Origin of the sequence: Bradyrhizobium sp. ISRA436, from assembly GCF_029910015.1 — a bacterium.
Classification (GTDB): Bacteria; Pseudomonadota; Alphaproteobacteria; order Rhizobiales; family Xanthobacteraceae; genus Bradyrhizobium.
Window position 1 is genome coordinate 2,428,425 of the sequence record NZ_CP094519.1, and the last position, 23,186, is coordinate 2,451,610.

Sequence of the window (23,186 nt, forward strand, 5' to 3'; positions counted from 1 at the left end):
CAGCTCCTATCTTCATGTCCGTGGCGTCGTCCTGACCTGACCAACCCCGGGACGTCCGGTCCCTTCCGCCGTGGCGCCAAAGGCGGCGACCAATTTTTCCAGCACGGGCGAGAGCGCACCGTCCGTGGGCACGATGCTCTCCGGCGGCGGCAGCTCCGCGACGCGGTGACAGGCCGTGGCGTGGCCAGTGCCATCCGCCAGCAATTGCGGCACCTCGCTGCGGCAGCGCGCGATCACGAAAGGACAGCGGGTGTGGAAGCGGCAACCCTGCGGCGGATTGAGCGCGCTGGGCAGCTCGCCCTCCAGCACGATGCGGCTGCGCTTGGCGCGCGGTTTCGGCACCGGGATTGCCGACAACAGCGCGCGGCTATAGGGATGGCGCGGCGCGGCGAACAGCGCCTCCGCGTCCGCGGTCTCGACGATGGTGCCGAGATTCATCACGGCGACGCGGTCGGCGATGTGTTTGACGACCGCCAGATCGTGCGAGACGAAGATGTAGGCGAGCTTCAGCCGATCCTGCAGGTCGCGCAACAGATTCAGGATCTGCGAGCGGATCGAGACGTCGAGCGCCGACACCGGCTCGTCGCAGATGATCAGCTTCGGCTCGACTGCGAGCGCACGGGCGATCGCGATGCGCTGGCGCTGGCCGCCGGAGAACTCATGCGGATAGCGGCGGGCGAAGCGCGGCTCGAGACCGACGAGGCGCAAAAGCTCCTCGACCCGCTCGCGGCGGCGAGCGGGCGGCACCAGATCGTGCAGCGCCAGTGGCTCGGTCAGGATCTGGGCGACCGTCATCCGCGGATTGAGCGAGGCGTAAGGGTCCTGGAAGATGATCTGCGCGTCGCGGCGGAACGCGCGCAACTGCCCGGCGTTGAGCGCGCCGAGATCGCGGCCCTCGAAGCGGACGGTGCCGGCGTCCGGCTCGATCAGCCGCAGCACGAGCCGGCTCACGGTGGATTTGCCGCAGCCGGATTCGCCGACCAGCGCCAGCGTCTTGCCGGCCTCGACCTTGAAGCTGACACCGTCGACCGCCTTCACATGCGCGGTCGGCCGGCCGAACACCGAGCGCTCGGCGACGAAATGCTTCACCAGTCCCTCGACCTCGAGCAGCGCGCTCATGACAGCAGCCGTTCCAGCGGCGCCCTGATGCAGCGCGAGGCGTGGGTTGCGTTCAGCATCGCGAGCGGAGGCGGAGTCTTGGTGCAGGCATCCTCGACGAACGGGCAGCGCGCGGCGAAGCGGCAGCCCGCGGGCGGGTTCGCCATGTTCGGCACCATGCCTTCGATGGTGGCGAGATGGGTGGTGCGGCGGTCGAGCCGCGGGATCGAGCCCAGCAGGCCGACCGTGTAGGGGTGCTGCGGATTGGCGAACAGCTCGTCCACGGGCGCGCGCTCGACGATCTCGCCGGCATACATCACCGCGACCTCGTCGCAGACCTCGGCGACCACGCCGAGGTCGTGGGTGATCAGGATGATCGCAGCACCGCTTGCGGCCTTAAGCTCGCGCATCAGGTCGAGGATTTGGGCCTGCAAGGTGACGTCGAGCGCGGTGGTCGGCTCGTCCGCGATCAGAAGCTGCGGGTCGCAGGCCAGCGCCATCGCGATCATCACGCGCTGTCGCATGCCGCCCGACAGCTTGTGCGGAAACTCGTCGATGCGCTTCTCGGGCGAGGGGATGTGGACGCGGCGGAGCAGCTCGACAGCACGTTCGCGCGCACTGCGCCGCGAGCCGCCGCGGTGGCGCAGGATGGTCTCGATGATCTGGTCGCCAATCGTGAAACTCGGGTTGAGCGAGGTCATCGGCTCCTGGAAGATCATCGCCAGGCGATTGCCGCGCAGGTCGCGCAGCGTGTCGTCCGGAACGTCGAGCAGGTCGAGGCCGTCGAAGCGGATCGCGCCCGAGACCGCGGCGGATTGCTTCGGCAAGAGCCCCATGATCGCCAGCGAGGTCACGCTCTTGCCACAGCCGGATTCGCCGACCAGGCCGAGCGTGGCGCCATTGGCTACGCTGAGATCGACCCGGTCGACGGCATGCGTGGTGCGGCCGTCGTCGCCCTGGAAGCTGACGCGCAGGCCCTCGATCTCGATCAGCGGACGCACCGTCATTGCCGGCTCGCTGTCGCGGCTTGGATCTCGGCGTCGATCATGGCGCGATCGGTGATGCCCGCCGGATTATCCCGCGTCGGCATGAAGCGGCGGAAATGCACCCAGTGCTCGCGGCTGACGGCCTCGAGCCGTTCCAGCTCGTGGAGGGGATCGGCATGATCGTCGACCCGCAGGTCGAGATCAGACCATTCCTCCGCGCCGTGGATGAGGAGCGCTGCCGATTGCTTGCCGCGCTTGTCGCCGCCCGCCGCTTCACCAGTGAGCATGGCCTTGATCAGCCGTTGCGGGAACGGCAGCGCCTCATGTGCGGCATAGGCCCGCGCGGTCTCGTCGAGGACGGCGGGACCGGCCAGCATGTTGCCGGCGATCGAAAAACCGTCGCCTGCGATATTGCCGAACCAGTCGACGCAGTCTTTGCCGGAATGCGCCGCGATGCGGCCCCTGGCGTCCATGACATGCACCTGGCGGCTCTCGCGGCCGGCGTCGGCGGCGAGCAGCGCGGCGATGACGTCGTGCGGGCTCTTGCCGTCGCGCAGAAGCGCGAGGCCGTCGATGCCGTAGTAGGGATTGACCATTGCCTGCGTCGCGATCGCGCCAAAGCCGGCGGCGATATAGGGCACCCGTGCGCCGGCCGCGAAGAAACGCGTCGCAACGGCGATGCCGAACTGGCCGGTGGCGCTGTCGCGGGCGATGATCGACCAGGTCATGTCAGTTGTGCTCTCCCTCTCCCCGCTCTTCGCGGGGGCGTGACGAGCGAGGCTCGCTCTGAGAAGGTTGGGGTGAGGGCTCATACCGCAGGGATGATACAAATCGAGTTCGCGGGGGCTCCCCCTCACCCGGAAGCCAAGCTGGGCTTGACTTCCGACCTCTCCCCGCAAGCGGGGCGAGGTAGAGGGTTGAGGCTCGCGCTGCACTTCGATCCGACATCATCATGCTGCGGCGGTCATCTCGTCTTAGCGGCCCGCGGCGTAACCCTGCATGCCGCGCGGGTTGGCGGCGGCGCGGCGGCGAGGGCCGACTTTCGAGGCCGCGGTCAGCCGGCCTTCCGACCAATCGGGGCCAATCTCCACCACATGGCCGCGGCGCTTCAATTCGTCGATGGTCGACTTCGGAACCCGGTTCTCCAGCACCAGCACGCCGGGACGCGCGGTGCGCGGCCAGAACGAGATCGGGAAATGCTCGGAGTGCCAGGCCGGCGCGTCGATCGCCTCCTGCAGATTGAGCTTGGCGTGGACATGCCGCAGGAAGAACTGCGTGATCCACTGATCCTGCTGATCGCCGCCGGGCGAGCCCCAGGCGAGGTACGGTTCGCCGTCGCGCAGCGCCATGCTCGGCGACAGCGTGGTGCGCGGCCGCTTGCCCGGCGCGAGTGCGGCCGGATGATTCTCCTCCAGCCAGAACATCTGGGCGCGGCTGCCGAGGCAGAAGCCGAGCTCGGGAATCACCGGCGAGGACTGCAGCCAGCCGCCGGAGGGCGTCGCCGAGATCATGTTGCCGGCCTCGTCGATGATGTCGAAATGCACGGTGTCGCCGCGCACCTCGCCGAACCGACCGACCGTCGGCTCGCCCGCGCCCATGGCGCCGACCGCCTCGCGATGCCCTTCGGCGCGCCGCAGTTTTACAACTGCGCCGAAACCTTCAACCGAACCGGGCCTGAAGTCGAGCGATGCCTTGTCCCGCGAGACCAGCTTGCGCCGCTCGTCATTATACGCATCCGACAGCAGCGTCTCGATCGGGATGTCCGTGAACTTTGGATCGCCATAGAAGGTCTCGCGATCGGCATAGGCGAGCTTGGCGCATTCGATCTGCAGATGGATGAAGTCGGGGCCGACGGGATCGAGGCCGTCGAGGTCGAAGCCTTTCAGCAGCGCGAGCTGCTGCAGCATCACCGGGCCCTGGCTCCAGACGCCGGCCTTCTGCACGGTGTAGCGGCCGTAATCATAGGCTAGCGGCGCCTCGATGGTCGGCTGCCAGCGCGCCATGTCGTCAGCGCTCAGCACGCCGCGATGCGGCGAGCCGGAGACGTCCATGACCTCCTGGGTGCGGCAGAACTTGTCGATCGCTTCGGCGATGAAGCCCTTCGACCAGGCCTGGCAGGCGCGCTCGATCTGGGCGACGCGGTCGCCTCCGGCGCTCTCGGCCTCCTGCAGGATGCGCGCATAGGTTTCCGCCAGCCGCTTGTTGGTGAAGATGGTGCCAGGCTTCGGCACCGCGCCATCAGGCAAATACACGTCAGCGGACGTGGTCCAGTGCTTCCGGAACAATTGTTCGACGGTCTTGATGGTTGCCGATGCGCGCTCGACCAGCGGATAGCCGTTGCGGGCGTACGAGATTGCAGGCTCCAGCACGTCGCGCAGCTTCAACGTGCCGTAGTCGCGCAGCAGCAACATCCAGGTTTCGAATGTGCCGGGCACGCAGGCGGCGAGCAGACCGGTGCCGGGCACCATCTCCAGGCCTTCGCTGCGGTAATGCGCGATCGTCGCCTTGGCCGGCGCCGGACCCTGGCCGCAGATCACCTCGGTCTTGCCGCGCTTGATGTCGTGCACGATGATCGGGACGTCGCCGCCCGGACCGTTCAGATGCGGCTCGACGACTTGCAGCGTGAAGGCCGTTGCGACGCCGGCATCGAACGCATTGCCGCCCTTCTCCAGCGTGGCCATCCCGACTGCGGTGGCGATCCAGTGCGTAGAGGTGACGACGCCGAAGGTGCCTTCGATCTCGGGCCTTGTCGTGAACGGATCGGGGTTGATGTTGCTCATGAGGCTTCACTTCCAGCTGCGTCTTGTGGCGCGCGCACTTGATCACAGGCGGGCTGGGATGCCAACCGGTTGGTTGACATGGCCGCTCCCATCCACGTGATTATGCCGGAACGGCTGCGGCCGGACTGTTGACGGCGTGGCAGGCGACCCCGTCGATCAGTTCCGGCGTCTTCTGGCGGCACAGGTCGAAAGCGAGGGGACAGCGCGGGTTGAAGGCGCAGCCCGGCGGCGGGTCGATCGGGTTGGGGATCTCGCCCTTGACCGGGATGCGCCGGCGGCCCGACATCGCAAGATCGGGAACCGCGCCGAGCAGCATCCTGGTGTAGGGCATCCGCGGATTGTCGAACAGCTTGCGGCCGTCGGCGATCTCGACGATGTGGCCGAGATACATCACGCCGATCCGGCTCGCCATGTGACGGACAACCGCGAGGTTGTGGCTGATGAAGAGATAGGTCAGGCCGAACTTGTCCTGCAGGTCGCGCATCAGGTTGAGGATCTGCGCCTGCACGGAGACGTCGAGCGCCGAGGTCGGCTCGTCGCAGACGATGAATTCGGCCTCCGAGGCCAGCGCGCGGGCGATCGCGATGCGCTGACGCTGGCCACCGGAAAATTCATGCGGGAATTTCAGGCCGTCGTCGGGATGCAGCCCGACCAGCGAGAGTAGTTCGCCGACGCGTGCCTTGATGTCGCGTTCGCCCTGGATCAGCTCGAAGGCGCGGATTGGTTCTGCGACGATGGCATCGACCCGGAAGCGCGGATTGAGGCTCGCATAGGGATCCTGGAAGATCATCTGGATGCGCCGGCGCAAGCGGCGGCGCGCCTGTGCCTGCCGCGGATCGGTCATCGAGATGCCGTCGATCACGACTTCGCCCGAGGTCGGCGGCAACAGGCCGACGACCATGCGTGCGACCGTGGTCTTGCCCGAGCCGGATTCGCCGACCAGCGCCAGCGTCTCGCCGCGCTTGATGTCGAAGCTGACGCCGTCGACGGCTTTCAGGAACTCGAGATGGCCGCCTTCCAGCACGCGGTTGAGCCATGGCTTCGAGACGTCGAAGACGCGGCGCAGGTTCTTGACCTCGATCAGCGCCGCGCTCATGCCGCCGTCTCCTTCGCAGGCTCGAACAGATGGCAGGCGACGGATTGCGCACCCTGCTGGATCGGCTCAGGTCGCTCGACGCGGCAACGGTCGAAGGCGAACGCGCAGCGTGGATTGAACGGGCACCCAGGCGGGATCGCCGACAGCCGGGGCATCGAGCCCGGAATTTGCACCAGCCGCTTGTCCTCGCCCGCAAGCGTTGGGATCGCGCCCATCAGGCCCTTGGCGTAGGGATGTAGCGGATTGCGCACCACGTCCTGCACCGGGCCGATCTCGGCGATCCGGCCCGAATACATTACCGCGACGCGGTCGCAGGTCTCTGCGATCACGCCCATATCGTGGGTCACCAGCATCACGGCGGTGCCGTGATCGCGGCCGAGCCGCTTGATCAGCGCGATGATCTGCGCCTGCACGGAAACGTCGAGCGCCGTCGTCGGCTCGTCCGCGATGATCAGCTCAGGCTCGGCGCAGATCGCGAGCGCAATGACCACGCGCTGCCGCATGCCGCCGGAGAATTCGTGGGGGTAGCCGTCGATGCGCTTTTCCGGCGCGGGAATGCCGACCTCGGCGAGCAGATCGATGGCGCGCCTGCGCGCGGCGCTTTCGCTGAGATCGGTGTGGGTGCGGATCGTTTCGATGATCTGGTCGCCGATCCGGTAGAGCGGATTGAGGCTGGTCAGCGGATCCTGGAAGATCATGCCGATCCGTTTGCCCCTGACGCGGCGGATCTCTTCGGGCGGAAGATGGTCGATCCGTGTGCCTGACAGCTCGATCTGGCCGCCGGAGATGCGGCCGGGCGGGTCGATCAGCCCGATCACGGCGAGTCCCGTCACCGATTTGCCGGCGCCGGATTCGCCGACCACGCCGAGCACCTCGCCCTTGGCGATGTCGAACGACACGCCGTTGATCGCACGCAGGGTGCCGCGGCGGGTGACGAATTCCACCTCGAGGTTGCGCAACGAGAGAACGGGCTGGGTCATCGGAGCTTCGGATTCAGTGCGTCGCGCAGCCAGTCGCCGAGCAGGTTGATGGACAGGATCAGGCCGGCGAGTGCAACACCGGGGAAGGCGACGATCCACCACTCGCCGGCGAACAGATAATTGTTGCCGATCCGGATCAAGGTGCCGAGCGACGGCATGGTGTCGGGCATGCCGGAGCCGAGGAACGACAGCGTCGCTTCGGTGATGATTGCGAGTGCGAGGTTGATGGTGGCGATGACGAGGATCGGGCCCATCGTGTTCGGTAGCACATGCCGCAGCATGATCTTGGGTGCCGGCAGGCCGATCAGCTGTGCGGCCGCCACGTAATCCTTGTTCTTCTCGACCATCACGGAGCCGCGCACGGTGCGGGCATATTGCACCCAGAAACTGAGGCCAATGGCGATCACGAGCACGCCGAGCGTGGCGGTCTCGTCGAGCCGGTTGCCGAGCAGAGATTTGGCGACGCCGTTGACCAGCAGCGCGATCAGGATCGCCGGGAAGGTAAGCTGCACGTCGGCGATCCGCATGATGACGCTGTCGACCACGCCGCCGAAATTGCCTGCGACCAGTCCGAGCGCGATGCCGAGCGCGCCGGCGAAGATCACGCCCGACACGCCGACCGCGAGCGAGATGCGCATGCCGTAGAGGATCGCCGAGAAGACATCGCGGCCCTGCTCGTCGGTGCCCAGCAGGAAGGGGCTTTGGCCGTCGGCGGTCCACAGCGGCGGAATCCGCGAGTTGATCAGCTGCAGCTGCGCCGGATCGAACGGGTTCTGGACCGCAAGCCAGGACGCGAAGATCGCGAGCAGGAAGAGCAGCACGGTGATCGCGGCGGCCACCATGGTCAGCCTGGAGCGGCGGAACGAATAGAAGATGTCGCTGTCGAGCGCGCGCCTGAACCAGCCGGCGGCGGCACGCGGGCCTTCCGCGCTGTTTTCGCTGCGATGGGGAACGACGGCGTCAGACATGGATCGGTCTCTCGCCTTACGTCGCGCGGCTGACGGTCGCGCGCAGCCTCGGATCGACCACGGTGTAGAGGATGTCGACCACCAGATTGATGGTGACGAAGATCAGCGAGACCATCAAAAGGTACGCCGCCATGATCGGGATATCGACGTTTTGCACGGCCTGCACGAACAGAAGCCCCATGCCCGGCCATTGGAACACGGTTTCGGTGATGATCGAGAATGCAATAACCGAGCCAAACTGCAGGCCGGCGACCGTGATGACCGGAACCAGCGTGTTCTTCAGCGCATGGCCGAAATGGATCGCGCGCGTGGTCAGTCCGCGGGCGCGGGCGAAGCGGATATAGTCGGTCCGCAGCACCTCCAGCATTTCCGCACGCACCAGCCGCATGATCAGCGTCATCTGGAACAGTCCGAGCGTGATCGCCGGCATGATCAGCGCCTTCAGGCCGGAGACGGTGAGGAGCCCGGTCGTCCACCAGCCGAGTTTCACGACCTCGCCGCGTCCGAAGGACGGCAGCCAGCCCAGTGTCACCGCGAACAGATAGATCAGAAGGATGCCGATCAGGAAGGTCGGCAGCGAAATGCCGATCAGCGAAATCGCCTGGAATAATCTGGCAAGGATAGTGTCGCGGCGCAGCGCCGAATAGACCCCCATCAGGATGCCGGCCACCATGGCGAACAGCGTTGCGCAGATGGCGAGCTCCAGCGTCGCCGGCATGCGCTCCATCAAGAGCGAGGAGACCGGCAGGCGGAACTGATACGACACGCCGAATTTGAACTGCAGGGCGTTGATGAAGTAGCGGCTGAACTGCACGAGCACGGGATCGTCGAGGCCGAGCGACTGCCGGATCGAGGCGCGTTCCGCAGCCGAGGTGTCGATCGAGACCATCTGGTTGACCGGATCGCCGGCGAAGCGGAACATCGCGAACGCGATGACGCCCACGGCGAGCATGACGCCGACGGCCTGGAGCACGCGACGAAGAGTGAAAGCGAGCATCTCTACCTTTCACTGCTTTTCAAGCTTGGCGCGCGGGGTTGCGCGGCCGGAAAGCGAGAAGTCCCGGAAGCAGGCGCTTCCGGGACCCAATTCGCAAGGCGCACTCAATCACCCTGTTTGGTCGCCCAATAGAGCAGGACCTGGTTGTCCGCACGCTGGGTCAGCTTGACCTTGTTCGAGACGCCCCAGGCCAGCGACTGCTGGTGCAGCGGAATGTAGCCGTAGTCCCTGATGACAATGTCGTAGGCCTGCTTGATCAACTGGTCGCGCTTGGCGTTGTCGGTCTCGACCAGAACCTTGTCGGTGAGCGCGTCGACCTCCTTGTTGCAGTAGCCGCCGAGATTGGCCTCGCCGCGGGTCGGATCCTTCGGATCGTTGCGGCAGCCGAGGATGTCGTGCAGCACGTTGTGGGAATCGGAGGTTGCCGGCGTCCAGCCAAGCAGAAACAACGAGGTCTGATAGCCGCCGGGTTTCAGGACCTTGGCGAAATATTGTGCCTTCGGCTGCGCCAGCAAATTCACCTTGACGCCGATGCGGGCGAGCATGCCGACCACCGCCTGGCAGATCGCGGCGTCGTTGACGTAGCGGTCGTTCGGGCAATCCATCGTGACCTCGAAGCCGCTCGGATAGCCGGCCTCGGCCAACAGCTTCTTGGCGGCCTCCGGATCGACCTTCGGCCGGGTGAACTCATTCGACAGCGGGTAGAGCTGGGGGGCGATCATCAGCACCGAGGGGGTCGACATGCCCCGCATGACGCGGGTCTTGATCAGATCGACGTCGATCGTCTTGTAGAACGCCTCGCGGACGCGGATGTCCTTGAACGGATTCTTGCCCTTGACGTTCGAGTACAGGAGTTCGTCGCGCGACTCGTCCATACCGATGAAGATGGTTCGGATTTCCGGCCCGGTCAGCACCTTGGCGGTGCCGCTTGAATTGACGCGCTGGATGTCCTGGATCGGAACCGGCTCGATCACGTCGACCTCGCCGGAGAGTAGCGCGGCGACGCGCGTGGCGTCGGAGGCGATCGGCGTGAAGATGATCTCCTTGAGGTTATGCTCCGGCTTGCGCCAGTAGCCCGGGAACACCTTGAAGACGGTCTTCACGCCGGGCTGGTGGCTCTCGATCATGAAGGGACCGGTGCCGTTCTCGTGCAGCGAGGCGTAGCTCGGCGTGGTCGCAGACGCCGGGGTCGGCGCGAGGGAGTTGTTCTCCTCGCACCACTTCTTGTCCATGATGTACCAGCTATCCCATTGCGAGATCAGGATGGGATTGGGCGAATCCAGCGTCACATCGACGGTGTAGTCGTCGACCTTGGTGAACTTGGCATCGGCCGGAACGTTGCTGAGGAAGTTGGAGCCCTTGGCGCGGACGCGATCTGCGGAGAACAGCACGTCGTCGGCGGTGAAGGAGTCGCCATTGTGGAATTTCACGCCCTTGCGCAAATGGAAACGCCATTTGGTTGGGCTCAGATTCTCCCAGCTTTCCGCCAGGGCCGGGATGATCTTCAGGTCCTTGTCGCGCGCGATCAGTCCTTCATAGACATGGGCATGATGCGCGATGGTCGTGGTTTCTTTCAGCGTATAGGGATCCAGCGATTTGAGCTCGCCCTGATTGGCGTAGCGCAAGGTCTGGGCTGATGCCGGCAGGGCACAAACGAGAAATGCGACGGCTGTCGCCGCAAACAAACGCCAACGTACCGACATGTGATTCTATTCCCCCGTTATTGTCTGCCGGTTGCTGACGTCCGGCTGATATTACGGTGCATGTTGCCAGAGTTTGCTGCCCACGCAAGCGCGATTTCTCAAAGGGTTAGCCGGTTTGCGCGGGTGCGCCGCAATGACTAGGATTTCAGGATAAGGGTTAGCCGCGAGCGCGCGACATTCAACTTTCGGAGTGCCGGATGGCGGAATTGAAGGCCGACACTGTGATCCTGGGAGCGGGAATGGTCGGCGTCAGTGCCGCTTTGCACTTGCAAAAACGGGGCCGCGACGTGGCCCTGATCGATCGTCACAATGTCGCGGGCGAAGAGACGAGCTTCGGCAATGCCGGCATCGTCGAATACGCATTGATCTTCCCCTACATGTTTCCGCGCGACGTCGGCGAGATCCTCAACTACGCGCTGAACTGCACGCCGCACATGCGCTACCGCGTCATCGACCTGCCGGATTTCCTGCCGGGGCTATTTCGTTACTACCTCGCTTCGTCGCCGCCGCGGGCGCTCGCCAGCGCGCATGCCGAGCTGCGTTGATCAGGCAGAGCCTCATCGAGCATGAGGCGCTGGTCGCGGAGGCGGGCGTGCCGCGTCTGCTGCGCAAGACCGGCTGGCTGAAACTGTATCGCTCCGAGGCGTCACTGGCCAAGGCGGTGCACGAGGTCACGCGCGCACGGGATTACGGCGTCGACAATGAGGTGCTCGACGCCAAGGCGATCGCGGCGCGCGAGCCGCAGCTGACCGGCGCGTTCGCGGGCGGGGTGTATCTGCCGACGCCGGGCTTCGTTCCGGATCCCGGCGGGCTCGCCAAGGCCTATGCCGCCTGTTCGGTCGCCGCGGCATCTGGGCCTCTGGTTCGATTTCGGCCATCAGCATCATGGCTTGACGCTTGGACCGGTCACCGGCCGGCTGCTCGCGGAGATGATGACCGGCGAGGCGCCGTTCGCAGATACCGGTCCATTTCCGCGGAGCGGTTTGGTTGACCATAACGGATGATTGAGGCCGACTGGGGCCTCCGGCAGGTTGTGGTCGCTTGCATGACTCACCCTGTCGCGGTGATACTGATGCAGATCAGGCGCATGTGAGGAGGCGGATATGAAGGTCAATGTCGAGGTAGATTGCACGCCCCTCGAAGCGCGGCAGTTCTTCGGTCTGCCCGACGTGGCGCCGATGCAGACCGCCGTCATGGACAAGCTGCAGCAGCAGATGCTGTCGAATATCGAGAAGATCTCGCCGGAATCGCTGATGCAAAGCTGGTTTACCTTCGATCCCAAGCTCGCCGAGCGCTTCCAGGACATGTTCGTGGCGATGGCTGGCCTTGGCGGCATGGGCAAGAAAGACAAGAAATAGTGGCCGCCATGGACAGGAGCGCCGATGTGGCCAGACGCCGGTTGCGCCCACCGAGCCTGTTCCTGATGCTGGCCGAAGCGCGCGGCGTGCTCGAATTCAATTCCAGCCTGTTGCTGTCGCCGCTCTTGATGCAGGCGCCGAGAGGCGACGGCCATCCGGTCCTGACGCTGCCGGGCTTCCTCGCCAGCGACCTTTCGATGGCGCCGATGCGGCGCTATCTGAAGGAACTCGGCTATGACGCCTATGCCTGGAACATGGGCCGCAATTTCGGCGGCATCGCCACCAGGCGGAGCGCGTTGCGCGACCTCCTGAAGCGGATTCACGAGGCGTCCGGGCGCAAGGTCTCGATCGTCGGCTGGAGTCTGGGCGGCGTCTATGCGCGCGATCTCGCGGTGCAGATGCCGGAGCTGGTGCGCTCCATCATCACGCTGGGCAGCCCGTTTGCCGATGACATTCGTGCGACAAACGCGACGCGGCTCTATGAGCTGTTGTCCGGCGAGGCGGTGGACGACATCCCCGAAATTCGCGCGGCGATCGCCGGCGACATGCCGGTGCCTACGACCTCGATTTATTCCCGCACCGACGGCATCGTGAACTGGCGGACCAGCCGGGTGCGGCCGTCGGCGACGGCGGAGAACATCGAGGTGCATTTCGCGAGCCATATCGGGCTCGGCGTCAATCCGGCCGCGCTGTGGGCGCTCGCCGACCGCCTGGCGCAGCCGGAAGGCGAATTCCGTCATTTTGACCGGTCCGGCCCCTTTGCCATTGCCTATGGGCCCGCGGAACAGGCACTATCCTGACCGGATAACAAGAAGCGCCGCCAGGGCGCCCGCATGAGTTCTTGCTCTCGGGAGGAAACCATGGGCGACGCCAAGAGGCTATCCTCGCTGGACGCATCGTTTCTCTATCTGGAAACGCCGGAGATGCCGATGCATGTCGGCAGCATGGCGATCTTCCGCCTGCCCGAGGATTATAAGGGCGACTTCTTCGAGGAATTCAAGGCGATGCTCGCCTCGCGGCTGCACATCGCGCCGATCCTGAAGGCGCGCCTGCAGAAGGCGCCGCTCGACATCGATCATCCGTCCTGGGTCGAGGATGACCAGTTCGACATCGACCGCCACATCTTCCGCGCCAGCCTGCCCGAGCCGCGCGACCGCGCGACGCTCGAGCGCATCGTCGGCTGGATGCACGCCAAGCTGTTGAACCGCGCCCGTCCGCTTTGGGAGTTCTACGTGTTCGAGGGCATGAAGGACAACGAGATCGGGCTTTATTCCAAGATGCATCACGCCTGCATCGACGGCGGCGCGGGAGCTGCGCTGACCAGCATGATCTACGACGTGACGCCGGTGCCACGGCAGGTCGATCCGCCGAGTGCGAAAAAGGTCGCGCAGGAGCCGCGTGACATCGCCGCCAATCTGCTCGACGCTTATCAGCAGCTCTGGACCCAGCCCTTCGAGGCGGCGGCCACGGCACAGAAGAGCCTGGAGCTGCCGCGCTCGGGCAAGAGCGACCTCGGCTCGATCCTGTTCGACAACGCCATGTTCCAGATCGAGAACGCGGTGAAGTTCGCCGGCAGCATGCCCACCGTGCTGAAGAGCCTGTCTGATGTCGTCGCCAAGGTCGCCGATCCCAGGTCGCGCGAGAGCCTGCAGGCGATGTCCTCGCCGCCGACCATCCTGAACAAGGCGATCTCGTCCGAACGCAGCTTCGCCGGGACCTCGATCTCGCTGTCGCGGGCCAAGGCGGTGGCGAAGGCGTCCGGCGGCAAGCTCAACGATGTCGTGCTGGCGCTCTCTTCCGGCGTGGTGCGGCGTTATTTGATCAGCCAGGGCGCACTGCCGAACAAGTCGCTGACCGCGGGAGTGCCGATCTCGCTGCGCGAGGAGGGCAACGCCGAATCCAATAACCAGGTGTTCGGCATGATCTGCTCGATCGCGACCAATATCGAAGAGCCCAGGAAGCGGCTGGAGACAATCATCGCGCAATCCACCAAATCCAAGGAGATGTCGCATCCGCTGCGCGCCCTGGTGCCGCAGGTTTCCAATATCTCATTGCTGGGCGCACCGATCCTGGTCCAGGTCCTGTCGCTGCTGTACAGCCGCTCGGATCTTTCCAACGTTCTGCCGCCGGCGGTCAACATCACGGTCTCGAACGTACCTGGGCCGCGGCAGACGCTGTACGCCGCCGGCGCCGAGCTGTTGCACATCTTCCCGGTCTCGATCTCGACCCACGGAGTCGCACTCAACATCACCGTGCAGAGCTACCGCGATCAGCTTGATTTCGGCTTCATCGTGGGCGCCAACATCATTCCCCACGTGCAGGTTTTGTGCGACATGCTGCCGTTCGAGTTCGATGCACTCGAGGCGGCGTTCGCGCCTCTGCCTGCGGACGTCAAGGGCGCAGCCGAATAGGAGGGGCTCTCAATGATTGAAATGCCGCAGCTGCAGTTCGCCGAGACCAACGGCATCCGCATGGGGTTCTACGAGGCAGGCCCCAAGACCGACATCCCGCCGGTGGTGCTGTGCCATGGCTGGCCGGAGCTTGCCTTTTCCTGGCGTCACCAGATCAAGGCGCTGGGCGTGGCCGGCATCCGCGTGATCGCACCGGACCAGCGCGGCTATGGCGCGACCGACCGGCCGGAGCGGGTCGAGGCCTATGACATGGAGCATCTGACCGGCGACCTCGTCGGCCTGCTCGATCATCTCAAGATCGACAAGGCGATCTTCGTCGGTCACGACTGGGGCGGGTTCGTCGTCTGGCAAATGCCGCTCCGGCATCCGTCGCGGGTCGCCGGCGTGGTCGGCGTCAACACGCCGCATTGGGATCGCGCACCGATGGATCCGATCGCGCTGTTCCGCCAGCGCTTCGGCGACCAGATGTATATCGTCCAGTTCCAGGATCCGGCACGCGAGCCGGACCGCATCTTCGGCAGCCGCGTCGAGCAGACTTTCGACGCATTCATGCGCAAGCCCGTGACGCGTCCTCCGGGCACGCCGGAGGAGCAGCCGATTGCCGGCGTCGGCGCGTCGGCCCGGCTCAACCTCGCGTTTCCGCAGATGATCGCGAACTACGACGCCAGACACGATCCGCGCACGCCGATCCTGTCGGCGGAGGAGAAGAAGGTGTTCGTCGATACCTTCACGAAGACCGGCTTCACCGGCGGTATCAACTGGTATCGCAACTTCACCCGCAACTGGGAACGTTCGGCCGGCCTTGATCATCATGTGCGGGTGCCGGCGCTGATGATCATGGCCGAGAACGACGCGGTGCTGCCGCCGTCGGCCGCCGACGGCATGGAGAGGCTGGTGCCGGACCTCGAGAAATACCTGGTGCGGGACAGCGGCCATTGGACGCAGCAGGAAAAGCCGGACGAAGTCAGCGCCAAGCTGATCGAGTGGCGTAAACGAAGGTTCGGGTAAGCATCATCCTGAGGTGCGCGCGGGCTTCGGCGCGCCTCGAAGGATGGGCCGGCGGTTAGCCCACATGAGACAGAGGCGTAGCTCGGATGAAGCGAAGCGAAATCCGGGAGCACGTCGATCCGCGGGCGGAGCCGTCCCGGATTGCGCGGAGCCTGTCATCGGGCGCGCATTCGCGCGACCCGTTGGCTCCATCCGGCTCCCTGCTAGAACATCGTGTTGTTGTTCGTCGCAGTCTCCGGGACCGGCTGCACCGCGTCCCGGTGCTCGACGATCTTGCCGCTCTCCAGCTTGAAGATGTCGATGATCGCGATGCCGCGGGTGCTGGGCTCGCGCACCGCGTCGACGTGGAGGATCACATAGTCGCCATCGACGAATGATCGCTTGATCTTGCGGTGTGAGTTCGGGAATTTCTCGCGCAGGAAGGCGATGAACTTGCGGAGGCCTTCCGGGCCGTCGGCGGCGTTCGGATTGCGCACCTCGAGGTCACATGGTTGCCGGGAGAAACCTGGTTCACGCCGCCTTGGCGGCTGCACCATGGGCGTGCTTGTCGATGGCGTCGATGATCTCTGTCCACATCGGGATCGGCAGCGCGTGGCCCATGCCTCCGATCATCACGAGCTTTGCGCCGGGGATCGAGGCCGCGGTATCCTTGCCCCCTTCGGGGTGAACCAGCGGATCGACCGTGCCGTGGATCACCAGCGTCGGGGCCTTGACGCTGCGCAAACGCTCCTTGCGACTCCCGGAAGCCAGCACCGCACGGAGCTGGCGGCCGACGCCGGCCGGATTGAGCCCGCGTGCATAAGTGCGTTCCGCGCGCGAGCGGTCGAGTGCTTCATCCTCCGGGAACGAGCCGTTGCGCAGCACTTTCCAGGTCTGCGCGAACCGCGCGAAATACTCGTCCTTGGTTGCCGGCGGTGGCGCCATCAGCACCGCGGCCGCCTCACGGGTCGGCCCCGGCACCTTGGGATTGCCGGTGGTCGACATGATCGATGTCAGCGAACGCACGCGCTCCGGAAAGGTGATCGCGATCTCCTGCGCGATCATGCCGCCCATCGAAGCGCCGACGATATGCGCCGTCCTGATGCCGAGCGCGTCCATCAGCCCGATCGTGTCTCTCGCCATGTCGATAAGTTTATAGGGCGCCGCGACCGGAATCCTCAGGAGGCGCAGCTTGAGCAGCTCGAGCGCCGTCAGACGCTTGCCGCCGCTCAGATGCGAGGACTTTCCGATGTCGCGGTTATCGAAGCGGATGACACGGAAGCTGCGCGCGGCGAGCTGCCGGCAGAATTCGTCGTCCCAGTGGATCATCTGGGCGCCGAGGCCCATGATCAAGAGCAACGGTTCAGCATCCGCATGACCGAAGATCTCGTAGCAGATGTCAATGCCATTGGCGCGGACGATCTGCGGCGGCTGATGAGCGAGCGAGGTCACGGGCATCCCCCTGCTGGTATCGCGGTCAGGAAACTCTATGCCACGGTCTGACGCAGCGCAGAAGGCTTTCGATGTGGTTGACGACGGCGTGGAGTTGACCGGTCTGCGACAACGGTGTCGTATGCTCGAAACAAGCGGAAGCGCGGCAAGCGCTCGGAACTGGTGTGGAGGAGCGCCGAATGGCCGACAAGGGCAACGACCCTGCCGTGATCTGGCAGACGATGATGGGCGAGATGGAGAAGGGCTTCAACTCCTTCGCCAACCAGGCGATGTCGTCGCCTGAATTCTCCAAGATGATGAACCAAGCCGGCGGCGTCGCGGCGGGCGCACAGAAGCAGCTTTCCGAGCTGATGGAGAAATATCTGCTGACGATGAACCTGCCGAGCCGCGCCCAGCTCGTCGGCATGGCCGAGCGGCTGCAGTCGATCGAGGGGCAGCTCAACGAGATCAAGTCACTGCTGCAGCAGGTGCACCACAATTCGCTGGCACCAGAGGGCGGCTATGGCGCCGCGCCGCGGCCGCCGCGCACCAAACGTCCGCCGTCGGAGGGAGAGCCGCAATGAACGCTCCCACCGGGTTTGATTTCGCCTCGATCTCCGAGCGGGTTCAATCCGAGGTACAACGTGCGATCCAGCGCAGCATCAAGGGCGTCGAGTATTTCTCGACCTCGGGTCCGTCGCTCGGCTCGACGCCAAAGGACGTGCTGCATTCGCGCGGCACCATGAACCTCTATCACTACCGGCCCCTGGCAGACGAGGTCTATCGCGTGCCGATCCTGATCGTGATGGCGACCACCAATCGCGGCTACATCCTCGACCTGATGCCGGGGCAGAGCTTCATCGAATTCCTGCTCAAGCGCGGCTACGACGTCTACATGCTGGACTGGACCGCGCCGAAGCCGGAGGAGAAATCGCTCCGCATGGAGGATTACGTCCTCGACTTCATCCCGGACTCCGTTCGCCGCATCCAGCGGGATTCCGGCGAGAAGGATGTCTCGGTGATCGGCTATTGCTTCGGCGGCGTGCTGTCGCTGCTCTACGGCTCGATCTTCAACGACGGACCGATGAAGAATTTGATCTGCTTCACCACGCCGATCGACTTCCGCGAGATGAAGCTGTTCTCGAACTTTGCCGACCGCCGCTATTTCGATGTCGACCGCCTGCTCGAGAGCGCCGGCAACATGCCGCCGGAACTGATCCTGCAGTCGTTCGAGATGCTGCGGCCGGCCTCGCGCGTCGCCAGCCAGGTGCAACTTTGGGAGAACATCTGGAACGACGAGTTCGTGAAGTCCTACCGGATGTTCGACCGCTGGGCGACCGACACGCTGCCGCTCGCGGGCGAATATTTCCGCGCTATCACCAAGGACCTGATGTGGGACAACAAGCTCTTCAACGACACCATGACGGTCGGTGGCCGCGAGGCGAAGCTTGCCGACATCAAGGTGCCGATCCTGCACGCGGTCGCCGAGCACGATCACATCGTGCCGTATGATGCGGCCAAACACCTGATCACCAAGATCGGCTCCGAGGACAAGGAGGAGGTGATGCTGAAAGGCGGTCACGTCTCGCTCGTCGCCGGCGCCAATGCAATCAAGCGGCTGTGGCCGAAACTGGACTCCTGGTTGGGCAAGAGATCGACATGACCGAACAACGTTCCTATCCGCGCCACGTCAAGCCAGATGCCGGTGACATCGGGTTTCGCCTGATGACGCGCGCCGACGAGGCCGCGGTGCTGGCCTTTGCGCAAAAGCTGCCGACGCATGACCTCCTGTTCCTGCCGCGCAACATCAGCCAGCCAAAGGTGCTGTCGGCCTGGATCAACGAGATCGAGCGTGGCGACATCATGAGCCTGCTCGCGATCAAGGACGGCAAGGTGGTCGGTTGCGGCACGCTGGTCCGCGACCCGCACTCTTGGTCGCCGCATGTCGGTGAAATCCGGATGGTGGTGTCGCTCGACGTGCGTGGGCAGGGCGTTGGCCGGGCGCTGTCGCAGGAGACCTTCGCCATCGCGCTGGGCGCCGGACTGGAGAAATTCTCTGTGCAGATGACGGTCGACCAGCGGGCGGCAATCGCGCTGTTCGAGGGCCTCGGCTTCAAGGCAGAGGCGCTGCTTCGTGACCACGTCCGCGATGCCGAGGGCAGGACCCACGACATCGTGGTGCTGGGGCACAATGTGGCGCTGGTCCGGGCGCAAATGGAGGCCTACGGGCTTCCTGGTGCCGTTCAGAGGTAATTTGGAACCTCTTACTCCCAGTTCCCTCGGCAATCTGGCCGGACATTTGCGGTGATCACCAGTTCGTGATGGCGCGATGCAACATTTATGTTGCGATGCACCATTAGCTATGGCACAACACTCTCGCCCTGGGCCATAGCGGACGGGGTGAGCCCATAGCTCGGACCTGAGGATGGAGAGACCGCAATGACCACCGAAACCAATTCCGTGCTGAACAGCGTCAAGGAAGCCTTCGCGCCCGTCACCGAGGCGTTCGCCAAGCTCCAGAACCTGGAAGTTCCGGAATCCGCTCGTGAGTTCGTGAAGAAGCAGGCCGAGGCCGCCAAGACCCGCGCCGCGGATGCCTATGCGGGCTCGGAGAAGGTGACCGCCGTGATCGAGTCCGCCGTCACCGGTTCGGTGACCGAGGCCGCCAAGATCAGCCGCAACATCCAGCAGGCGATCTACCAGGACGCCGAGGCGTTCTTCACCGGCATCGACAAGCTCGCGTCCGCGAAGTCGCTGAGCGAAGCCGCCCAGATCCAATCGGACCTGGTCCGTGCCAACGGCGAGGTATTCATCTCGCGGGCGAAGACCACCACCGAATATCTCGGCAAGCTTGTCGCCGACAGCGCCAAGACTGCTCAGGACAACTTCGCCAAGGTCTACGGCAAGACCGCCTGATCGCGCTGACCAACTGCCCAATTCGAAGGCCCGCCATTCTGCGGGCCTTCTTTTTTGGGCGGGCTCCAATACATCCCCTCATGGTGAGGAGGCGCTCTTGCGCCGTCTCGAACCATGAGGCCACCATACGGGCCTCATCCTTCGAGACGCGCTTCGCGCTCCTCGGATGAGGGTCGTCGTGTCGTTCGATCGAAAGTCTCCATGACCCTTCCCGCCACCCTGATCGCCACCCCCGTCGACGTCGAACGCGCCGCCGAACTGCGGCGCGTGAAGTGGCTGGCGACCGGCGTACTGGCGACCACCTTTGTCATCTTCATCACCGCGAAGGCGCTGCTGCCGATGCACCCGGCGTTCGGCTTCATCGCCGCGTTCGCGGAGGCCGCGACCATCGGCGGGCTCGCCGACTGGTATGCCGTCGTCGCGCTGTTCAAGCGTCCGCTGGGATTGCCGATCCCGCACACCGCGATCATCCAAAGCAATCAGGCGCGCATCGCCGAGAAGCTCGGCGAATTCATCGAGAACAACTTTTTGGAGGCCGGCCCGGTCGAGGCCAAGCTGCGCGAGATCGATTTCGGTGCCTTCATCGCCGACTGGCTGCGCGACCGCAAGCGCAGTGAGGACCTTGCGCGCTTCGTGTTGCGCATGCTGCCTGAGGCGTTTGCGGCGACCGAGACGTCGGGCCTGATGCAGTTCGTCAGCCGCCGGATCACGACACAGGTGCTCTCGATCGATCTCGCGCCGCTTGCCGCCGGTGCGCTGCGCGGCTTCGTGCAGGAGGGCAAGCATGAGGGTCTGCTCGACGACATCCTGCGCGTGATGCACCAGACGCTGACGCAGAAGGAAACCATGGCCGTGATCCGCGATAAGGTGCGTGCGGAGATGCCGACGCTGCTGAGGCTCTATCGTGCCGACAAGTTCGTCGTGAACCGGATCATCGCATCGGCGACGAAGTTCTTCGAGGAGGTGCGAAACGATCCGAACCATCCGTTCCGCGGCGAGTTCGATCGGATGTTGCTATCCTTCGTCGACCGCCTCGGCAGCGACAAGGCATTCGCGGATCGCATCGATGGCCTCAAGCGCGACCTGATGGCGCGGCCGGAGCTCGCCAATCTCGGGCGCACTGTCTGGGCCAATGTCAAGGATTTCATCCAGCGCAGCGCCTCGGGCGAGTCGCAGGTGTTGCAGCATCAGCTTGCGAGAATGTTCGTCGAGGCCGGCGATGCGCTGGCCGGCGATGTCGAGCTGCGCGGCGAGATCAACCAGGGCCTTGTCGCCATCCTGCGCACCGTGATTGCCGAGCAGAAGAGCGGGGTCTCGACCTTCATCGCCGACCAAATGAAAACCTGGGACATGGAGCAATTGATCTCCCTGATCGAGGTCAATGTCGGCAAGGACCTGCAATACATCCGCTTCAACGGCTCGCTGATCGGCGGGCTGGCCGGGCTCGCGCTCTACACGCTGGAATATGCGTTGCGACTGTTGTGATCGATTGGGCACGGAAGCCGCTTTAGTTGTGGCAAGTGTGATTCCAGCGGCTTGCAGGAAAGTGGCCGGTTCCCTAGCTTTTGAAGGCAGATTGTTGCGTCGCGGAACGGGTAAGCGTCAATCCTGTTGACCCATCCTGTCGGTATTGCCGGCTACCGGGACGTCAGGAGCCGGGCCGGAAGAGGAGCCGAAATGTCCGTTGCCGCGCAGACGCTACGCCCGCCATCCAGGACGCTGATGTTTCTGGAAGGCCGCGCCATCCACGAGCTTGGTGCCTTCCTTGGCGCATTGCCGCTGTTGAGCCTCGCCCCGCGCGGCGACGGACATCCGGTGCTGGTGTTGCCCGGCCTGATCGCGTCGGACGTTTCAACCCGTCCGCTGCGCCATTTCCTCAGGAGTAAGGGCTACGCCGTCAGCGGCTGGCGCCAGGGCCGCAATCTGGGACTTCGTGCCGGCGTGCAGGACGGGATGCTCGACCTGCTGCAGGAGATGAACGACACCAGCGGCCGCAAGGTGTCGCTGGTCGGCTGGAGCCTCGGCGGGCTCTATGCGCGACAGCTCGCCAAGATGATGCCGGCCCGTGTGCGCCAAGTGATCACGCTCGGCAGTCCGTTTGCCTCGGGCCCGAAATCGACCAACGCGTGGCGCGTCTATGAGATGGCCAGCGGCCGCCGAGCCGAGGAGGAAGATGCCCGCTTCGGCGGCTCGCTCGCCAGCGCGCCTCCGGTGCCAACCACCGCGATCTTCAGCCGCACCGACGGCATCTGCGCCTGGCAGGGCTGCCGCGAGCAGGCCTCGTCGATGTCCGAGAGCATCGAGGTCGAGAGCAGCCATTGCGGCATGGGCCATCATCCGGCCGTGGTTTACGCGGTCGCCGATCGGCTTGCGCAGAAGGAAGGCGAGTGGGCCCCGTTCGATCGCGGCGGCTGGCGCAGCATCGTCTATCCAGATCCGAACCGATAGTGCGGGTCCTTGCCTCGCCCCGAGGCTTTCTCCCCGCGTGCGGGGAGGAGAAGAGGCCCGCATTGTCGTGAATCGACAAAACGCGCTATGCGTTGAGGTATGCCGCAGCCGCTTGCCCGCATCGTTGACCAGTTGAAGCGCGAGCCGTCGCGCACCGGCTCGATCGTCATCACCGTGTTCGGCGACGCCATCGTGCCGCGCGGCGGCTCGGTGTGGCTCGGCACGCTACTCGAATTCTTCAAGTCGCTCGACATCGACGGCAATGTGGTGCGCACCGCGATGTCGCGGCTTGCGGCGGACGGCTGGCTCGAGCGCAACAAGGTCGGCCGCAACAGCTTCTATCGGTTGAACGCGAAGGGACGGCAGACCTTCGATACCGCGACCAAGCATATCTACGATCCGCCGCCGTCGGATTGGACCGGCCGCTTCGAGCTACTGTTGATCGGCAATGGTGAGGATCGCGACGCCTCGCGCGAGGCGCTGAAGAATGCCGGCTTCGGCAGTCCGCTGCCCGGGGTGTGGGTCGCGCCATCGGGCGTGCCAGTCCCCGACGAGGCCGCGCACGCGATCCGTCTCGAAGTGTCGGCGGAAGACGACAGCGGGCGGCGGTTGCTCAGCGAAAGCTGGCCGCTCGACCGCACCGCGGACGCCTATCTGAAGTTCATCAAGACCTTCGAGCCGCTGCGCGGCTGGATCGCCCGCGGCGAAGCGCTAAGCGATGCCGACGCCTTCACCGCGCGGATCCTTCTGATCCACTATTACCGCCGCGTCGTGCTGCGCGATCCGCTGCTGCCCGCTCAACTCTTGCCGGGCGACTGGCCGGGCAGGGCGGCGCGAAAACTCTGCGGCGAGATCTATCGGGGCCTGCTTTCGCCATCGGAACAATGGCTTGACGATCACGCAACCAACGAGGATGGCCCGCTGCCGAAGCCCAATGGGGCCGTTGCGCGCCGTTTTGAAGGGGGGTGAATATATTACAAAAATATCTTGTGTTTTGATAATTGTGTTATATATTGACCTCAATAAC

Annotated in this window: 21 protein-coding genes and 2 pseudogenes; 12 read left to right on the plus strand and 11 right to left on the minus strand. The window is 64.7% G+C overall.

Features of this window, described 5'->3' with window-relative positions:
- Window positions 1-12: 12 nt before the first annotated feature.
- From MTX23_RS11390 to MTX23_RS11430, 9 genes are all read right to left on the minus strand, one after another.
- Window positions 13-1,119 (minus strand): dipeptide ABC transporter ATP-binding protein, encoded by a 1,107-nt coding sequence (locus tag MTX23_RS11390; RefSeq protein WP_280976729.1) that lies wholly within the window; start codon window positions 1,117-1,119, stop codon window positions 13-15.
- Window positions 1,116-2,105 (minus strand): ABC transporter ATP-binding protein, encoded by a 990-nt coding sequence (locus tag MTX23_RS11395; protein WP_280976730.1) that lies wholly within the window; start codon window positions 2,103-2,105, stop codon window positions 1,116-1,118. Before MTX23_RS11395 ends, MTX23_RS11390 begins: the two co-directional genes overlap by 4 nt.
- Window positions 2,102-2,812: a DUF1028 domain-containing protein gene (locus tag MTX23_RS11400; RefSeq protein ID WP_280976731.1), complete on the minus strand. Its 711-nt coding sequence runs from the start codon at window positions 2,810-2,812 to the stop codon at window positions 2,102-2,104. Before MTX23_RS11400 ends, MTX23_RS11395 begins: the two co-directional genes overlap by 4 nt.
- A gap of 246 nt (window positions 2,813-3,058) precedes the next feature.
- Window positions 3,059-4,864, minus strand: coding sequence for a gamma-glutamyltransferase family protein (locus MTX23_RS11405; RefSeq protein ID WP_280976732.1), 1,806 nt, complete (start codon window positions 4,862-4,864; stop codon window positions 3,059-3,061).
- A gap of 100 nt (window positions 4,865-4,964) precedes the next feature.
- Entirely contained in the window at window positions 4,965-5,960 is a 996-nt protein-coding gene (locus MTX23_RS11410) for an oligopeptide/dipeptide ABC transporter ATP-binding protein (protein WP_280976733.1), read from the minus strand.
- On the minus strand, window positions 5,957-6,940 hold the full coding sequence (locus MTX23_RS11415) for an ABC transporter ATP-binding protein (RefSeq protein WP_280976734.1): 984 nt from the start codon (window positions 6,938-6,940) through the stop codon (window positions 5,957-5,959). The genes MTX23_RS11410 and MTX23_RS11415 overlap by 4 nt, the downstream gene beginning before the upstream one ends.
- The gene (locus MTX23_RS11420; protein WP_280976736.1) at window positions 6,937-7,908 is read right to left on the minus strand and encodes an ABC transporter permease; all 972 of its coding nucleotides are present in this window, start codon (window positions 7,906-7,908) and stop codon (window positions 6,937-6,939) included. Before MTX23_RS11420 ends, MTX23_RS11415 begins: the two co-directional genes overlap by 4 nt.
- A gap of 16 nt (window positions 7,909-7,924) precedes the next feature.
- Window positions 7,925-8,905: an ABC transporter permease gene (locus tag MTX23_RS11425; RefSeq protein ID WP_280976738.1), complete on the minus strand. Its 981-nt coding sequence runs from the start codon at window positions 8,903-8,905 to the stop codon at window positions 7,925-7,927.
- 104 nt (window positions 8,906-9,009) lie between these two features.
- Window positions 9,010-10,608, minus strand: coding sequence for an ABC transporter substrate-binding protein (locus MTX23_RS11430; protein ID WP_280976739.1), 1,599 nt, complete (start codon window positions 10,606-10,608; stop codon window positions 9,010-9,012).
- A 197-nt stretch (window positions 10,609-10,805) separates the two neighbouring features.
- Here MTX23_RS11430 and MTX23_RS11435 point away from each other — a divergent pair.
- From MTX23_RS11435 to MTX23_RS11455, 5 genes and pseudogenes are all read left to right on the plus strand, one after another.
- A pseudogene (locus MTX23_RS11435) lies at window positions 10,806-11,612 on the plus strand (FAD-dependent oxidoreductase).
- Between the two features lie 99 nt (window positions 11,613-11,711).
- Window positions 11,712-11,966, plus strand: a complete 255-nt coding sequence (locus MTX23_RS11440; protein ID WP_280976740.1) for a DUF6489 family protein — start codon at window positions 11,712-11,714, stop codon at window positions 11,964-11,966.
- An 8-nt stretch (window positions 11,967-11,974) separates the two neighbouring features.
- Complete coding sequence (locus MTX23_RS11445) at window positions 11,975-12,766, plus strand: alpha/beta hydrolase (RefSeq protein ID WP_280976741.1); 792 nt, start codon at window positions 11,975-11,977, stop codon at window positions 12,764-12,766.
- A 60-nt stretch (window positions 12,767-12,826) separates the two neighbouring features.
- Window positions 12,827-14,377, plus strand: a complete 1,551-nt coding sequence (locus MTX23_RS11450) for a wax ester/triacylglycerol synthase family O-acyltransferase (protein WP_280976742.1) — start codon at window positions 12,827-12,829, stop codon at window positions 14,375-14,377.
- Window positions 14,378-14,389: 12 nt separating this feature from the next.
- Window positions 14,390-15,385, plus strand: coding sequence for an alpha/beta hydrolase (locus tag MTX23_RS11455; protein WP_280976743.1), 996 nt, complete (start codon window positions 14,390-14,392; stop codon window positions 15,383-15,385).
- A gap of 203 nt (window positions 15,386-15,588) precedes the next feature.
- On the opposite strand, the pseudogene MTX23_RS11460 reads toward MTX23_RS11455, so the two are convergent.
- Both MTX23_RS11460 and MTX23_RS11465 read right to left on the minus strand, forming a co-directional pair.
- Window positions 15,589-15,855, minus strand: a pseudogene (locus MTX23_RS11460) (nuclear transport factor 2 family protein); the annotation flags it as partial.
- A gap of 40 nt (window positions 15,856-15,895) precedes the next feature.
- Window positions 15,896-16,822, minus strand: coding sequence for an alpha/beta hydrolase (locus MTX23_RS11465; protein ID WP_280976744.1), 927 nt, complete (start codon window positions 16,820-16,822; stop codon window positions 15,896-15,898).
- 173 nt (window positions 16,823-16,995) lie between these two features.
- Between MTX23_RS11465 and MTX23_RS11470 the strand changes: the two genes are divergently transcribed.
- The 7 genes from MTX23_RS11470 to paaX all read left to right on the plus strand — a co-directional run bounded on the left by MTX23_RS11470 (window position 16,996) and on the right by paaX (window position 23,128).
- Window positions 16,996-17,379 (plus strand): hypothetical protein, encoded by a 384-nt coding sequence (locus tag MTX23_RS11470; protein ID WP_280976745.1) that lies wholly within the window; start codon window positions 16,996-16,998, stop codon window positions 17,377-17,379.
- A complete protein-coding gene (locus MTX23_RS11475) occupies window positions 17,376-18,458 on the plus strand; it encodes an alpha/beta fold hydrolase (RefSeq protein ID WP_280976746.1) in 1,083 nt (360 codons plus the stop codon). The genes MTX23_RS11470 and MTX23_RS11475 overlap by 4 nt, the downstream gene beginning before the upstream one ends.
- Window positions 18,455-19,048, plus strand: coding sequence for a GNAT family N-acetyltransferase (locus tag MTX23_RS11480; protein ID WP_280976747.1), 594 nt, complete (start codon window positions 18,455-18,457; stop codon window positions 19,046-19,048). Before MTX23_RS11475 ends, MTX23_RS11480 begins: the two co-directional genes overlap by 4 nt.
- A 186-nt stretch (window positions 19,049-19,234) precedes the next feature.
- A complete protein-coding gene (locus MTX23_RS11485; protein ID WP_280976748.1) occupies window positions 19,235-19,711 on the plus strand; it encodes a phasin family protein in 477 nt (158 codons plus the stop codon).
- A 201-nt stretch (window positions 19,712-19,912) separates the two neighbouring features.
- On the plus strand, window positions 19,913-21,196 hold the full coding sequence (locus MTX23_RS11490) for a DUF445 domain-containing protein (RefSeq protein WP_280976749.1): 1,284 nt from the start codon (window positions 19,913-19,915) through the stop codon (window positions 21,194-21,196).
- A gap of 192 nt (window positions 21,197-21,388) precedes the next feature.
- Entirely contained in the window at window positions 21,389-22,159 is a 771-nt protein-coding gene (locus MTX23_RS11495) for an alpha/beta hydrolase (RefSeq protein ID WP_280976750.1), read from the plus strand.
- Window positions 22,160-22,258: 99 nt separating this feature from the next.
- The gene (gene paaX, locus MTX23_RS11500) at window positions 22,259-23,128 is read left to right on the plus strand and encodes a phenylacetic acid degradation operon negative regulatory protein PaaX (protein ID WP_280976751.1); all 870 of its coding nucleotides are present in this window, start codon (window positions 22,259-22,261) and stop codon (window positions 23,126-23,128) included.
- Window positions 23,129-23,186: the final 58 nt, after the last annotated feature.